Annotated in this window: 15 protein-coding genes; 10 read left to right on the top strand and 5 right to left on the bottom strand. The window is 70.4% G+C overall.

The window, feature by feature from the left end; genetic code table 11:
* The first annotated feature begins 172 nt into the window (after positions 1-172).
* A complete protein-coding gene (locus BXA11_RS27235; protein WP_076439064.1) occupies positions 173-571 on the top strand; it encodes a transposase in 399 nt (132 codons plus the stop codon).
* A 411-nt stretch (positions 572-982) separates the two neighbouring features.
* Here the strand turns inward: BXA11_RS27235 and BXA11_RS27230 are convergent, their stop codons facing one another.
* Entirely contained in the window at positions 983-2056 is a 1074-nt protein-coding gene (locus BXA11_RS27230) for a PLP-dependent cysteine synthase family protein (RefSeq protein ID WP_076439062.1), read from the bottom strand.
* A 326-nt stretch (positions 2057-2382) separates the two neighbouring features.
* Here BXA11_RS27230 and BXA11_RS27225 point away from each other — a divergent pair, with 326 nt between their 5' ends.
* A complete protein-coding gene (locus BXA11_RS27225; RefSeq protein ID WP_030506028.1) occupies positions 2383-2976 on the top strand; it encodes a sigma-70 family RNA polymerase sigma factor in 594 nt (197 codons plus the stop codon).
* A gap of 74 nt (positions 2977-3050) precedes the next feature.
* Here BXA11_RS27225 and BXA11_RS27220 read toward each other — a convergent pair whose 3' ends face one another.
* Positions 3051-4583, bottom strand: a complete 1533-nt coding sequence (locus BXA11_RS27220; protein ID WP_083744613.1) for a DUF1349 domain-containing protein — start codon at positions 4581-4583, stop codon at positions 3051-3053.
* A gap of 140 nt (positions 4584-4723) precedes the next feature.
* Here BXA11_RS27220 and BXA11_RS27215 point away from each other — a divergent pair, with 140 nt between their 5' ends.
* Both BXA11_RS27215 and BXA11_RS27210 read left to right on the top strand, forming a co-directional pair.
* Entirely contained in the window at positions 4724-5386 is a 663-nt protein-coding gene (locus BXA11_RS27215; RefSeq protein ID WP_076439058.1) for a response regulator transcription factor, read from the top strand.
* Positions 5383-6486, top strand: coding sequence for a sensor histidine kinase (locus BXA11_RS27210; RefSeq protein WP_076439056.1), 1104 nt, complete (start codon positions 5383-5385; stop codon positions 6484-6486). The genes BXA11_RS27215 and BXA11_RS27210 overlap by 4 nt, the downstream gene beginning before the upstream one ends.
* A 96-nt stretch (positions 6487-6582) precedes the next feature.
* Here the strand turns inward: BXA11_RS27210 and BXA11_RS27205 are convergent, their stop codons facing one another.
* Positions 6583-7419: a DMT family transporter gene (locus tag BXA11_RS27205; protein ID WP_030506027.1), complete on the bottom strand. Its 837-nt coding sequence runs from the start codon at positions 7417-7419 to the stop codon at positions 6583-6585.
* 65 nt (positions 7420-7484) lie between these two features.
* Between BXA11_RS27205 and BXA11_RS27200 the strand changes: the two genes are divergently transcribed.
* The 5 genes from BXA11_RS27200 to BXA11_RS27180 all read left to right on the top strand — a co-directional run bounded on the left by BXA11_RS27200 (position 7485) and on the right by BXA11_RS27180 (position 11577).
* On the top strand, positions 7485-8093 hold the full coding sequence (locus BXA11_RS27200) for a helix-turn-helix domain-containing protein (RefSeq protein WP_076439054.1): 609 nt from the start codon (positions 7485-7487) through the stop codon (positions 8091-8093).
* Positions 8094-8228: 135 nt separating this feature from the next.
* The gene (locus BXA11_RS27195) at positions 8229-8513 is read left to right on the top strand and encodes a hypothetical protein (RefSeq protein WP_231513742.1); all 285 of its coding nucleotides are present in this window, start codon (positions 8229-8231) and stop codon (positions 8511-8513) included.
* A gap of 34 nt (positions 8514-8547) precedes the next feature.
* A complete protein-coding gene (locus BXA11_RS27190; protein ID WP_076439052.1) occupies positions 8548-9372 on the top strand; it encodes a polysaccharide deacetylase family protein in 825 nt (274 codons plus the stop codon).
* The gene (locus tag BXA11_RS27185; protein ID WP_076439049.1) at positions 9369-10892 is read left to right on the top strand and encodes a helicase HerA-like domain-containing protein; all 1524 of its coding nucleotides are present in this window, start codon (positions 9369-9371) and stop codon (positions 10890-10892) included. Before BXA11_RS27190 ends, BXA11_RS27185 begins: the two co-directional genes overlap by 4 nt.
* 58 nt (positions 10893-10950) lie before the next feature.
* Positions 10951-11577, top strand: a complete 627-nt coding sequence (locus BXA11_RS27180) for a DUF2461 domain-containing protein (RefSeq protein ID WP_076439046.1) — start codon at positions 10951-10953, stop codon at positions 11575-11577.
* Positions 11578-11621: 44 nt separating this feature from the next.
* Here BXA11_RS27180 and BXA11_RS27175 read toward each other — a convergent pair whose 3' ends face one another.
* Positions 11622-12287 (bottom strand): superoxide dismutase family protein, encoded by a 666-nt coding sequence (locus tag BXA11_RS27175; RefSeq protein ID WP_076439044.1) that lies wholly within the window; start codon positions 12285-12287, stop codon positions 11622-11624.
* 130 nt (positions 12288-12417) lie between these two features.
* Positions 12418-13578 carry an FAD-dependent monooxygenase gene (locus BXA11_RS27170; RefSeq protein WP_076439042.1) on the bottom strand — a complete coding sequence of 387 codons (1161 nt, stop codon included), beginning with the start codon at positions 13576-13578 and terminating at the stop codon, positions 12418-12420.
* 106 nt (positions 13579-13684) lie between these two features.
* Here BXA11_RS27170 and BXA11_RS27165 point away from each other — a divergent pair, with 106 nt between their 5' ends.
* A complete protein-coding gene (locus BXA11_RS27165; RefSeq protein WP_030506019.1) occupies positions 13685-14263 on the top strand; it encodes a PadR family transcriptional regulator in 579 nt (192 codons plus the stop codon).
* The last annotated feature ends 97 nt before the right edge of the window (positions 14264-14360 follow it).

Here is a 14360-nt window from a genome sequence, read left to right as displayed (position 1 = left end):
CGGCCTGCCCGCCACGAAACTGATCGCCGTATGCGCGGACCTACGCCCCGACCCCCACGCCGCCGCCATGCCCGCCACCGCCATGCCCGCCACCGCCGCCCAGATCGCCCTGCGCTCGCTGGCCCGCCGCCACTAGCAGCTGTCCGCCGAGATCGCCGACCTGGACGAGCTGTTGCAGCCCCTGGTCGCCGCGATCAATCCCCGCCTCGTCGCCGCCCACGGGGTGGGCACCGACGTCGCCGGCCAGTTGCTGGTCACCGCTGGTGAAAACCATGACCGGCTGCGCTCGGAGGCCGCCTTCGCCATGCTCTGCGGCGCCGCCCCCATCTCGGCCTCCTCAGGCAAGACCACCCGGCACCGGCTCAACCGCGGGGGCGACCGGCAGGCCAACGCCGCCCTCTACCGCGTCGTCCTGTGCCGCCTGCGCTGGGACCCCCGCACCCGCGCCTACATGGAACGACGCACCAAAGACGGCCTCTCCAAGAAAGAGATCATCCGCTGCCTGAAACGCTACATCGCCCGAGAGCTCTACCGGATCATCACAACGAATGATCACGAAATCGCGGCTTGACAACCATAAGAGCATCCAACCCACCCCCGCCTCCCGTCGTGATCATGTAGTTTGTCGCACCATGGGGCCGTGAGCAGCCCGTACAACCACCGTGATCTTGCGGTTTGTTGCACGGGCCTGCTCCGACCTGCCTGTTCTCCTGCGGTGATCTTGCGCTTGCGACGCTTCCGGCTGTCGTGGCCTGCGGATAAGCAGTCTCTGATCATGCAGCAGGTGCAACGATGCCGAACTCCTCACTCGCATGTTGCAAGATCATGGATTGGTATCGTGCAGGTCAGGGCATCGCGGGGCATTTGATTGCAAGATCATCATCAGTTGCGGCCCAGTTCGACAGGCGTCTGCGTGACAAAATGCAAGATCACGAAGCGACGACCTGCAGGTCGCACGATGCCCGTGTGACAAACTGCAAGATCACGGCGAGCGGAGGAAGGTGCGGAGTTCTTCGAGGTGGGGGGCGACGTCGATGCCCCGCTCCGACAGCCAGCCCGGATCGCCGTAGGTGTCGCGGTAGCGCTCGGCGCCGTCGCAGATCAGCGTGACCACGCTGCCGCGCTCGCCCCGCTCGCGCATCTCCCGGATGAGCTGCACCGCCGCCGCGATGTTGGTGCCGGTCGAGCCGCCGACCTCCCTGCGCGTGACCTCCCTGACCCAGTGCATGGCCGCGATCGACAGGGCGTCCGGCACCTGGGTCATGCGGTCGATGACCGTCGGCAGGAACGACGGCTCGACCCGCGGCCGGCCGATGCCCTCGATCCGGGAACCGGCGCCGCCGTGCTCCTCGCCGGAGATCCAGGACGGATAGAACGCCGAGCCCTCGGGATCGGCCACGCACAGCCGGGTCTGGTGGCGGCGGTAGCGGATGTAGCGGCCGATGGTGGCAGAGGTGCCGCCGGTGCCCGCGCCGACCACGATCCACGCGGGCTCGGGGTGCCGTTCGAGCGCCATCTGCTGGAAGATGCTCTCGGCGATGTTGTTGTTGCCCCGCCAGTCCGTCGCCCGCTCGGCGTAGGTGAACTGGTCCATGTAGTGCCCGCCGGTCTCGGCGGCGAGCCGGTGCGACTCGTCGTAGATCGCTCTCGGGTCGTCCACCAGGTGGCACTTGCCGCCGTAGAACTCGATGATCTCCCGTTTCTCCGGCGAGGTGCTCGCCGGGATCACCGCGATGAACGGCAGGCCGAGCAGCCGGGCGAAGTACGCCTCGCTCACGGCGGTGGACCCGCTGGACGCCTCGATGATCGTGGTGGTGGGCCCGATCCAGCCGTTCGCCAGGCCGTACAGGAAGAGGGACCGGGCGAGACGGTGCTTGAGTGAACCGGTCGGGTGCACCGACTCGTCTTTCAGATAGAGGTCGACACCCCAATGCGAGGGGAGCGGGAACACATGCAGGTGAGTGTCACAGCTTCGGTTGGCGTCGGCCTCGACGGCCTGGATGGCGTCGGCCACCCATGCCCTCGTGACCGGATCGTGCCGATCCAGGTGATTCATGCCGCCACTCTGGCACGCTGCGCGGCATGAACACCAAGGCGCGCATCCGGCTTCACCGGTCCGCGTCCGTCGCGGCGAGTGAAATCTGCCACATTTTACTCCGTATTGAGGCTTCAGTGTTACGCTAACGAGACTTGTTCGGCTTGCGCGTGACCTGGCCGCGCGGGCCTGGTCTCTACGGCGATGACGCTGACCAGGCGGGACGACATTAACACCGTGCTTAGGCCCCATTCGGCACGATGTTCCTTGGCACAACGATGAACGGGTGACCTCGCATGTGTTCCGGCCGGACGGGTAACGGGGGAGAAGTTCCGTAGGGGGAAGAGATGATCTCGACCGACGAGCAGCGGCAGGCATGGTTCGAGCGTGAGGTCGTGCCGGTGACGAGCCAGCTCTACGCGTCCGCCATGCGTCTGACGCGCAACCCCGCCGACGCCGAGGACCTGGTCCAGGAGACCGTCGCGAAGGCGTTCACGTCATACCACCAGTTCCGCGAGGGCACGAACCTCAAGGCGTGGCTGCACCGCATCCTCACCAACAACTTCATCAACGACTACCGGAAGAAGCAGCGCTCGCCCAAGCTGTCGGCCGCCGAGGAGATCGAGGACTGGCAGCTGGCCGCGGCCGAGTCGCACATGTCGACCGGGCTGCGCTCGGCCGAGACCGAGGCGCTCGACCAGATCCCTGACAACGTCGTGATGAACGCCCTGCGGGCCCTTCCCGAGGACTTCCGGGTGGCCGTCTATCTGGCCGACGTCGAGGGCTTCGCGTACAAGGAGATCGCCGACCGGATGGGCACTCCGATCGGCACCGTCATGTCCAGGCTGCACCGGGGCCGCCGCCAGCTCCGGGGGATGCTGGAGGACTACGCCCGCGAGGAGGGCGTCGTACGCGTCCCCGAGCAGGTGTGCGCGGCCTGACCCGCACCTGATCGGCCCCTGAGGAGCCGTGACCGAGGTCGATCCGGCCCGGTCGCGCCGGGAACTCAGGCGGCTCACCTGGATGCCGAGTGATGCGGCCGGGCGTGTACGGCCATCGCCACGCCGAGGGCGAGGGCGGCATACGCGCAGGCCACGGTCAGGCCTGCCCATGGCGGGAGCGGGTAATAGCCTGCGAGCACTGACGGGTCCACGTCGACGTGCGCAAACATGGGGATGCTCTGCGTGATCGCGAACCCGGCGGCAGGGGTGATCATCAGTAGCCGTGGGGCTAAACCCGCGGTCGCCAGCAGGTAGGGCACGACGACCAGCGCGATGGCCAGCCCTATCGCGATACCGGCACGCTTGACCAGCGCGGCGAGGCCCAGGGCCAGCACGGCGGCGGCCGCGGTCAGCGCCGCGTAGCCGACGATCATACGGAGCTCGGTGCTCAAGGTGATGGGCTGAACCTGGTTCTGATTGGCACGCAGTATCGCGAGGCCGACGGGGACCACGACCCCCGAGGACACCAGCGCCGCCACGAACGCGACCGCGCCGACCACCATGGCCTTGGCCGCCAGCAGCCGCACCGGACACGGCTGCGCCGGCGGGCCGGTCTCGATCAGCCGACGCCGGTGTTCCGTCGTGAAGAACGTGACCGCCGCCACGAGCACCGGGATCAGCCCCACGGCCCCGCCGATCAGCATGAGGTCGGCGCGTATACCGCCAAGCATCACGGCGGGCCCGATATCACCACCTCCGGTCACGATGAGCTTGTCGCCGGACTCGACGACCCCGCCCGGGTGATGCGGGGTCTTGCCGTCGGACTCCAAACCGACGCCGACGTCGTCGTGGCGCCACGGACCGTTCGCGCCCTGCAGATCGATTCGGTCGAAAGTGGCGGTGATGTGGGAGAAGGCTACGGCCATGTCCCATACGGCGCCTGGCGAGGTGGCGAACAGCCCAACTTCGGCCGTCTCGGGCAGCCCGGTCAGCGTGACCGTGCCGACCTCGGTCCACGTGGTGCCGTCGTCCGACTCGTAGCCGGTGACGGTGTCGCCCGACCTGGTCAGCCGTAGCCACTGCGGGCCGTTGTGAGGACCGCCAGCCATGTCGTGGGTGTAGTTGTACTGCATCCGCACGCCGTGATCTCCGGTGAGCATGACGGCGGCATACGGGGTGCCCTGCTTGAGGCTCTGCCTGACGAGGAGCCCGGCCTTCGCCCACGGCACCACCCCCTGCTCGATGTTGCGCACCCCGGGTACGGGGTGCGGCATCCGGATCTGCCCGGTCATGCCCGACACGCGGGCGGTGATGCTGCCGTTCCCCTTGAGCGGCTGGTGCACGAAGTAGTACTTGTCCCTGACCGCCGTACCATCGGGTCCCACCAAGGGCGCAGGGCAGGGGCCCTCGCCCTGCTCTGTCACGCAAGTGCTGCGGACGCCCCCTGCGATCAGCAGACCGAGTGACACGGTTACCAGCACGGAGGCCGCCATGGCGAGCATCAAGCCGAGTGTGACGCGGAACCTGGTCCACTCCGTGCGCAGCATCTGGGGGAAGCCGTCCTGCCCGGCCCGCCGGCTGGATCGGTCAGACGTGAATGAATGCATGCCGACGGTTGTACGGGGCACCCGGTTCCATCCGGGTCGCGGCCGCTGCGACCCGGCTGCGACCGGGGATCTGGCATGGTGGCGGACATGGCACCTGAACCTGTTCGTCCCGCCCGCACGACGGCCGGCGGTGAGGGGTGGTGAGGGTCCTCGTCGCCGAGGACTTCGAGGTCCTCGCCCGCTCCATCGGTACCGGGTTGCGCCGTGAGGGCATGGCCGTCGACGTCGTCCTGGACGGGACCGCCGCCCTCGACCGCCTGGCGATCACCCGCTATGACGTGGTGATTCTCGACCGCGACCTGCCCGGCGTCCACGGGGACGAGATCTGCCGGCGACTCGCCCACGACCGCTGCGAGACTCGCGTACTGATGCTCACCGCCTCCGGCACGATCGAGGACCGCGTCGACGGGCTCAGCCTCGGCGCCGATGACTACCTGCCCAAGCCTTTCGCGTTCGCCGAACTGGTCGCCCGCGTCCGCGCTCTGGCGCGCCGCGCCGCTCCGCCGCTACCGCCCACCCTGGCATGCGGCGACATCACCCTCGATTCGGCCCGCCGTACCGCGTTCCGGGCCGGTCGGCGCCTCGATCTGAGCCCGCGGGAGTTCGCCCTGCTCGAATGCCTGCTCGCCGTGCCCGGCCTGGTCATCTCGGCCGAGGAACTGCTCGAACGCGTCTGGGATGAGGCCGCCGATCCCTTCAGCAGCGCCGTCAAGCACACCGTGCACCGGTTGCGGGCCAAGCTCGGCGACCCGACCGTGATCGAGACCGTCCGTGAAGGCGGCTACCGCATCGGACCGTCATGACCTCCCGGCGGCTCGCCAGAAGGTCCCTGCAGACGCGGCTCGCGCTCGCCTACGCGGCGGGCTTCTACGCCGCGGGGGTCTTCGTGCTCGTCCTCGTCGCCGTCCCGCTCGCCGGCATCAATGCGGCCACACCCGTAGGCCACCCCTCATCCAGTGAGATCACCGGAACCGGGCCCGGGATCAGCCTGCCCCAACTCCTCACGGGATCCGCCGTCGCCCTGGTCGTTCTGCTTCCCCTCGCCCTGGCTCTCGGCTGGTACGTCGCCGGCCGGTTTTTGCAGCCGCTGCGCGCCATCACCGCCACCGCCAAAGTCATCTCCGCCGGAAACCTCCACCGGCGCCTGGACCTCGGCGAGCCCACGGACGAGCTGACCGAACTCGGCCACACTCTGGACGACCTGTTCGCTCGACTCGAAGCCTCTTTCGAGGCCCAGCGCCACTTCGTCGCCAACGCCTCCCACGAGTTGCGCACCCCTCTCGCCGGCCTGCGCACCCTCCTCGAAGTCGCCCTCACCGACCCCGGCGCCGACGCGGGCACCCTGCGCTCGGCCTGCCAGGATGCCCTCGCTCTGTGCGGACACCAGGAGCGGCTCGTTCAAGCACTGCTCACCCTGGCCACCAGTGAGCGCGGCGTCACCCGCTGGGACACCCTCGACCTCGCCCACGTCGTCGAAGGAGTGCTCGCCTCCCGCCGCGACCAGGCAAAGGAGGCAGGCATCGACCTCGCCGAGCACCTGGCGCCCGCGGTGACGGCCGGGGACCGGAGACTGATCGAAAGCCTCGTCGCCAACCTCATCGACAACGCCATCCGCCACAACCACGCGGACGGGCAGGTGAAGGTCATCACACAGACCTCCGGCGCGCATGTGGTCCTTAAGGTCGCCAACAGCGGGCCAGTCGTCCCCGGTGACCAGATCCAGCGACTCTTTCATCCCTTCCAGAAACTGGCACCCGAACGTCACGGCCGCAGCGACGGCTACGGCCTCGGCCTGGCCATCGTCAATGCCGTCGCCCAAGCTCACTACGCCACCCTCACCACCAGCGCACGCCCCGAAGGTGGTCTGTCCATCGCCGTGCGGTTCGCGCACGATCGTCCCTAAGGGGACTCGGACGGCCCGGCAGAGTGGCCAACCGATGGCGGTCGCCGGGGTCGCCTCGGATTCGGGCGGAGGACCGGGAGTGGTTCGGGCGGTGGTTCAGGCGGCGGCGATCAGTGCGATCGCGCCGAGGGCGAACCCGACCCCGGTGATCTGCACGGGGCTCAGCCGCTCGCCGAGGACGTACCGTGCGAGCAGCAGCGTGCTCGCCGGATAGAGCGACACCAGGACGGCCACCAGGGTGAGCATCCCCCGCTGCGCCGCGAAGAGATAGAGCACGTTGGCGGCCATGTCGAGCACCCCGGCCGCGATCGTCACCCTGAGGCTGCCGGGCACCGGGCGCAGGCTCCTGCGCGTCGCGAGGGCCAGCAGCGCGACCAGCGTGATCGACGCGATCCTCGCCCCCAGCAGCGGCCACGTGCCGGAGTCGGCCGGGGCCAGCTTGAGCAGCACGAAGAACCCGCCGAAACCCGCCCCCGACACCAGGGCGGCGATGATCGGCCCGGCCTTCGGGCCGCTCGCCCCGCCGTTCGGCTCGCGGCTGACCAGTAGGACGGCGAACAGGCCGAGCGCGACGCCCACGAGCGCCAGGGCGGAGGGCCGGTCGCCGGTGAGAAGGCCGAACACCACGGGGACCGCCATCGCGGTCGTGGCAGTGGTCGGGGCGATCACGGACATCATGCCGGTGGCCAGGCCGCGGTAGAACAGCACGATGCCGAAGGCGCCGGCGACTCCTGAGGCCATTCCCCAGGCCAGTGCTGCCGTGCTCGGGTGGCCCGGCAGCACCGGGAGGAGCGCGGCGACCAGCAGCAGGCCGCCGAGCTGGGAGAGCACGACGACGGCCAGCACCTTCGACCGTCTGGTCGCGAGACCCCCGAAGAAGTCGGCCGTGCCGAAGATCACCGCGCATGCCGTCGCGAGGGCCACCGCCGTCACAGATCCCCCAAGAGATTGCCTCAATAGTGCAATGGATTGTAGTAGGAGATCACTACGCTGTACTCATGGCTGATCCTGCGACGATCACCGCGGCCATCGCCGCGAACGTACGGGGCCAGCGGGCCCATCGGGGGATGACCCTCGACGAGCTCGCGGCCAGGTCGAACGTGAGCCGCGGCATGCTCATCCAGATCGAGCAGGGCCGCACCAACCCGAGCGTCAACACGCTCACCCGGATCGCCGACGCGCTGGGCGTGACCCTCGCGCGGCTGGTGGAGGTCGCCGACACCCCGGTCGTCCGGGTCGTGCACGAGTCAGAGGTGGTGACCTTCCGGCATCCCGGGGGCGGGTCGGCCCGCCTGCTCGTGGGGACGGACGCGCCCGCGATCCTGGAGCTGTGGGACTGGCGGCTCGGGCCGGGCGAGCATCACGACGGCGACGCGCACCCCGCCGGCACCCGCGAGATGCTGACCGTGCTGGAGGGACGGCTCACGCTCACCGTGTACGGCAGGAGCCACGTCGTGGGCCCCGGCGACGCCGTCGTGTTCAGCGCCGACCGGCCGCACCGGTACGCCAACGAGCACGACGAGCCGTTGCGCTTCGTGATGGTGGTCACCGAGCCCCCGGCGCCCCCCGACCTAATCTCGGAGAACCCGCACATGACTGACGAGTAAGGGCTGCGTGGTTACGTTTAGTAGTCGATGATTACAGAATGAATCCGCAAGCGCCGCTCCAAGGTTGGGTACATCCCTTTTTGTGCATGTCTGCTGTGCAGGGGGCGGTGGCCGGTGAGTGAATCTCGAGTCGCGGTGGAAAAACTTCGCGCGGAACTCGCCGCGCTCGGGGTGGCCGACGCCTACGAGATCGGTGACGAGGCTACTCTCTCCGTCTGGATAGGCCTGGTCGTGACCTTCCGTGAGGGCTTTTACCGTTGGCGCGAGGGTGCCGTGAAGTGCCGGCACCTGGGTACGGACCCCGGAGGCTGCGCCATCCGGGTGGCTCGCAGATATGCCGAGCTCAAGGCGGATGTGCCGCCCTGGTGGGAGGAGCTGGAAAAGGTTCTGCGGGGGGGAGCGGCCGGAGGCTATCCGTAGCGTTCGTGGCCCCCCGCCTGCTCCGGGGGGTCGTATGCGGATCGGATCCGTTCTGCTGTCGTTGCTGCTGCTCGGCGGATGCGGGCAGGTCAGGACCGTGCCGGTCTCGGGGGAGCGGCACGGGCCCGAGGCGCCGCTTCCGCGCTTCGGCACGCCGCGGCACTTCGACGCCGACCTGCTGCGCTTCCGGCTCGCGGGGATACAGCGGGGGGCGGCGAGGCCGCGCCTGCCCGCGGTCCCGCCGCCCCGGCACATCGACTGCAGACAGCGAAAATGCGTGGCGCTGACGTTCGACGACGGGCCGGCCGAATACACCGGGCACGTTCTCGACCTGCTCGCGGCCCACCACGCCCGGGCCACGTTCTTCCTGCTCGGGCAGATGATCACGAATGAGACGCAGGACTTCGTGCGGCGGATGGCCGCCGAGGGCCACGAGATCGGCAACCACTCCTGGGACCACGCCTCGCTGCCGGGGCTGTCGTCCGACGCCCTGCGCCGGGAGCTCGACCGCACGCAGGAGGCCGTGCAGAAGGCGTCCGGCGTGACGATGCGGCTCATGCGCCCGCCGTACGGCGCGACGAGCAAGGCTGTGGACGATGAGACGAAGCAGACCGGGCTCGCCCAGATCCTGTGGGCCGTCGACACCCTCGACTGGCTCAACCGCAACCCCACGGTGATCACGCAGCGCAGCGCCGCGGCCAAACCGGGCGACATCGTGCTCATGCACGACATCCACCCCACCACCGTGCAGGCGCTGCCCCGCCTGCTCGACGAGCTCGACCGCAAGGGCTTCACGTACGTGACCGTTTCGGAGCTGCTCGGCGGCACCACGCCCGGGAAGAAGTACACCAACCGGTGAAGGGCTACGACTTCGAGGGACCGGCGCTGGAGCTGGGCGCGCTCGTCCGCGACGACGGGACGGCCGACCCCTCCGCGCGCGTCCGCATCCCGGTGCGCATGATGAACCGGCACGGCCTGGTGGCCGGGGCGACCGGCACGGGGAAGACCAAGACGCTGCAGCTCATGGCCGAGCAGCTCGCCGGTCAGGGCGTGCCGGTGTTCCTGGCGGACGTCAAGGGCGACCTGTCCGGCCTGGCCTCGCCGGGAAAGCCGGGCGACCGGATCGCCCGCCGGGCCGCCGACGTGGGCCAGGACTGGGCGCCGGAGGGCCGCGCGACCGAGTTCTTCTCCCTCGGCGGCGTGGGGGAGGGCATTCCGCTGCGCGCCACCATGAGCGCGTTCGGGCCGACGCTGCTGTCCAGGGTCCTCGAACTCAACGAGACCCAGGAGTCGTCGCTCGGGCTGATCTTCTACTTCGCCGACACGCACGGACTGCCGCTGCTGGATCTCAAGGACCTGATCGCGGTCATCCGCTATCTGACCGATACGCCGGAGGCGCTGAGCGGCATCGGCGGGCTGTCGGCGTCCACCGCGGGCGTCATCCTGCGCGCCCTGGTGAACTTCCAGGCCCAGGGGGCGGAGGCGTTCTTCGGCGAGCCCGAGTTCGACGTGCGCGACCTGCTGCGGACCACGCGGGACGGGCGCGGCATGATCTCCATCCTGGAGCTGCCCGCCGTGCAGGAGCGGCCGCAGCTGTTCTCCACGTTCCTGATGTGGCTGCTCGCGGACCTGTTCGAGACGCTGCCCGAGGTGGGCGACCCCGAGAAGCCGTCGCTGGTGTTCTTCTTCGACGAGGCGCACCTGCTGTTCGAGGGCGCGTCCAAGGCGTTCCTCAGGTCGATCACCCAGACCGTGCGGCTGATCCGGTCGAAGGGGGTCGGGGTTTTCTTCGTCACCCAGACGCCCAAGGACGTGCCGGCCGACGTGCTCGCGCAGCTCGGCGCGCGCGTGCAGCACGCCCTGCGCGCCTTCACCCCGCAGGACGCCAAGGCGCTGAAGGCGACCGTCTCGACGTTCCCCGCCTCCTCCTACGACCTCGAACGGCTGCTCACCGAGCTCGGCATCGGGGAGGCGGTCGTCACGGTCCTGTCCGAGACGGGGGCCCCGACGCCGGTCGCCTGGACCCGGCTGCGCGCGCCGCGGTCGCTCATGGCGCCGTCCGCCCCGGCGGTCGTCCAGGGGGTGATCGCCGCGTCCCCGCTGTTGCCGAAGTACGGCACCGCAGTGGACCGGCAGTCGGCGTACGAGATCCTCGCCGCGCGTCTGGCCCGGCAGCAGGAGCCCGAGCAGGAGGCACCGGCGAAGAGACCGGCGGACAGGCCGGAAAGATCGGAGAGACCGGCGGGGGCGCACCCGGGGTCGGTGCTCGAAGAGATGCTCGCCTCGAAGGAGTTCCGCTCGCTGGCCCGCACCGCCGCGACCGCGCTCGGCCGGGAGATCACCAGGTCGATCTTCGGCACGGCGAGACGGCGGCGCTGAGCGCGTCCGCGCGGTCCCGGTCCCGGGACTGTCGGTGAGGCGTGCGAAGGTGGGTGGCATGGGTTTCAGCGGGTTCCCTGACGAGGCGCTCATCTTCTACGAGGGCCTCGTCGCCGACAATTCGAAGGCGTACTGGACGGCCCACAAGGGGTTCTACGAGACCGGGGTCCGCGCGCCGATGCTCGCGCTCATGGACGAGCTGGAGCCGGAGTTCGGACCGGCCCACCTGTTCCGGCCGTACCGCGACGTCCGCTTCTCCAAGGACAAGTCGCCGTACAAGACGCATCAGGGGGCCTACTGCGGAGTGGGCGTGGAGGGCGTCGGCTACTACGTCCAGGTGGACGCCGACGGCCTCTTCGTGGCGGCGGGCTGGTGGTCGCCGGGTGAGCAGGTGGCACGTTTCCGGGAGGCCGTCGACGACGACACCGCCGGGCCCCTGCTGGAGGAGATCCTCACGGACCTGCCCGGTGATCTCGCGGTCGGCGGCGACCGGCTCAAGACCCGTCCCCGCGGCGCGCCGGAGGACCACCCCAGGCTCGGCCTCCTCCGGCACAGGACGCTGCACGCCGGGCGGCGGTTCGAGCCGGAGCCGTGGCTGCACACCCCTGAGACCCTCGACCGGGTCCGCTCGACCTGGCAGGCACTGGTCCCGCTGGTCGACTGGCTGCGCCGCCACATTTCCTGACACGGCCGCATCTCCCGAACGCCGCCGCGAGGCGACGGACCGGGTCAGGCGGCGTGGACCTTGACGACCCCGCAGCCGATCCGGGCACCGGCGTCGCCGGTCTTGCGCGTGGTCGCGTCCGGGCCCGTGGCGCCGGCGGCGTCGGGCCGGTGGAAGTACCGGTCCGGGATGTGCGCGAAGTTGTCCGGCTCGGCGTGCACCACGAACGCGCTGCCGTTGGCGTCGCCCAGCTGCTCCAGGGTGAACCTGTCGGTCACGAACGACGCGGAGGCGGTGCCGTCGGCGGCCGCCAGCAGCGGCGGCATGTCCCCGGCTCCGCCGCCGTGCTGCCCGGGGCCGAGGTGGCTTCCGGCGCTGGAGAACGCGCTGTCCGTCGCCCGGTCGACGGCGCGCGCGTCGCACACGCCGGTGGCGTGGACGTGGAAGCCGTGGAACCCGGGAGTGAGCCCCCGCACGCTGACGCTGACCCGCGACTTCTTCGCGTCGTACCGCTCGACCCGGACGGTGCCGAGGGTGCGCCCGGCGGCGTTCTTGATGACGGCGGTCGCCGACGCGCCCGCCGCCTGGTCCACCGGCTCGTGGGGGTGGGCCCGCTCGGCGGAGGCCGTCACCATCGTGGCGGACAGCACCGGCACGGCCGGGGCGGCCGCGGCGGCGGCGAGCCCCAGGGTGAGCCCGGCGGCCAGGGCGAAACGGGTTGTGCGGGGCATGGTCGCTCCTCCTCAGACACTCGTTGCCTGCGACAGCAGAGCACGGCCGGGTGGGCGGGGAGCGGCACACGACGCCATCCGTACCGGCCGTTTACCCGCTCTTGCCGGTGCGGCCCCCGCCGGCCCGGAGCTAGGCGGTGACGGGTGCGTCCCAGTGGATGTGGTGCTTGTGGACGGGGGCGAACATCTGCTCGGGGGTCGGCATGGCGGGCCTTTCGCCGGCCTGGCCGGCCTTGGCCTTGTTCTTGGCCGCGGCGTCTCCGCCGATCATCTCCACCCGGGGGCGCCGGAGGCGCTCGAACACCGCGAACGCCTCGGGCGCCGGCAGGTCGCGCAGGCAGCGGGCCAGTTCGACGGCGCTCTCCGCCGCCAGAGAGGCGCCCTGGCCGGAGCTGGACGACGGGGCGTGGGCCGCGTCGCCGACGAGGACCATGCGGCCGCGGTGCCAGTGGGGCACCGACGGCATGCGCTCCATCGGGCCGGTGATCATGAGGTCGCCGGGGTCGGTGCCCGCCAGCAGCTTCTCTCCCGGGACGTGACCGGAGTAGAGGTCGCGCAGGCGGGCCAGCCACTCCGCGGCGGGCACGCGGACGACCTCGGCGTAGGTGAGGGCCTCGGTGCGGGGCAGGCTCGCGAACCAGCAGATCCGGCCGTCGGGCAGCCGCCAGTAGCCGATGAAGGTGCGGCCGAAGGCGAAGTACATGACGCCGGGCTCCGCCCGCACGCCGCCGTCGCCGGCGTAGCCGCCGAAGCTGAGGACCCCGCCATACTCCGGGCCGGGCGCGCCGGGGTCGATCAGCGTGCGGACCGTGGACCGGATGCCGTCGGCGCCGATCAGCACGTCGGCGGTGGCGGTGGTGCCGTCCGCGAACGTGGCGGTCACCCCCTCGGGGGTCTCCTCGGCGGAGATGAGCCGCTTGCCGTACTCGATCCGCACGCCCGCCGCCACCGCGTGATCGGCCAGTGCCCGGAAGAGGGCGGCGCGCGGCATCGCCAGCGTGGGCGGCAGGCCGGGGAATCCGCCGAACTCGGCGAGCCGGGTTCCGGCGCCGTCGGCCATCACGACGCCGGGGACCTGCTGTCCCACGCCTCGCACCACCTCGTCGGCTCCCACGATCCGCAGCGCGTCGAGCCCGTTGGGGGCCAGGCTGAGCATCGCGCCGACGCCGTCGGCGGCGCTGTCGTGGGCCTCGTGCACGGTCGCCCGGATGCCCGCCTTGGCCAGAGCGAGCGCCGTCACCGGCCCGGCGATGCCGCCGCCGATCACCAACGCGCTGGTCACCTTGCTCATGCTCACCACTCCTCGTCTGCAGCGAGCCGTTGATCGCTCGCAGTGGAATAGTCGCATTGAAACTAGTTGCTCGTCAACTAGTTCGTTTGCGGCTAGGATGCGGGACATGAGTACAACCCTCCGCAGTTCCCCGCTCGCGCTGACCGTGCTGGCGCTGCTGCACCACGAGCCGATGCATCCGTACGCCGTGCAGCGGCTGATCAAGCAGTGGGGCAAGGACCAGGTCGTCAACGTGAGCCAGCGGGCCGGGCTCTACCGCACGATCGAGCGGTTGCACGCCGAGGGGCTGATCGCGGTTCGCGAGACCACCCGCGACCCGGCCTATCCCGAGCGGACCGTGTACGAACTCACCGACGCGGGACGGCGCGTCGCCCGTGAGTGGCTGGACCAGATGCTGGCCGTGCCGAAGCAGGAGTTCCCGCAGTTCCCCGCGGCGCTGTCACACCTGATGATGATCCCGCCGGCGGACGCGCTGCGGCTGCTGGAACGCCGTGCCGAGCGGCTGGCGGAGACGAGGGCGGGCCTGGAGGCCGCCCTGACGGCGCAGACGGGCGACCTGCCCAGGGTCACCGCCATCGAGAGCGAGTACGTGCTCGCGGTCACCGACGCGGAGGAGCGCTGGCTGCGGTCGGTCGTGGACGACCTGCGCGCGGGCCGGCTGACCTGGCCCACCGCGGACTCCTGACCGCTCGGCGTCGCGGCAGGCCCGGGAGCAGGACCGGGAAGGGCCGGGCGCGGTCCGCGGAGGCGGGCGTGGCCGGCGAAGGCGGGCGAAGGCGGGC

This window comes from Microbispora rosea (genome assembly GCF_900156315.1).
Taxonomy (GTDB): domain Bacteria; phylum Actinomycetota; class Actinomycetes; order Streptosporangiales; family Streptosporangiaceae; genus Microbispora; species Microbispora rosea.
Note: the sequence above shows the minus strand (reverse complement) of the source record. Positions and strands in the feature narration are given on the sequence as shown.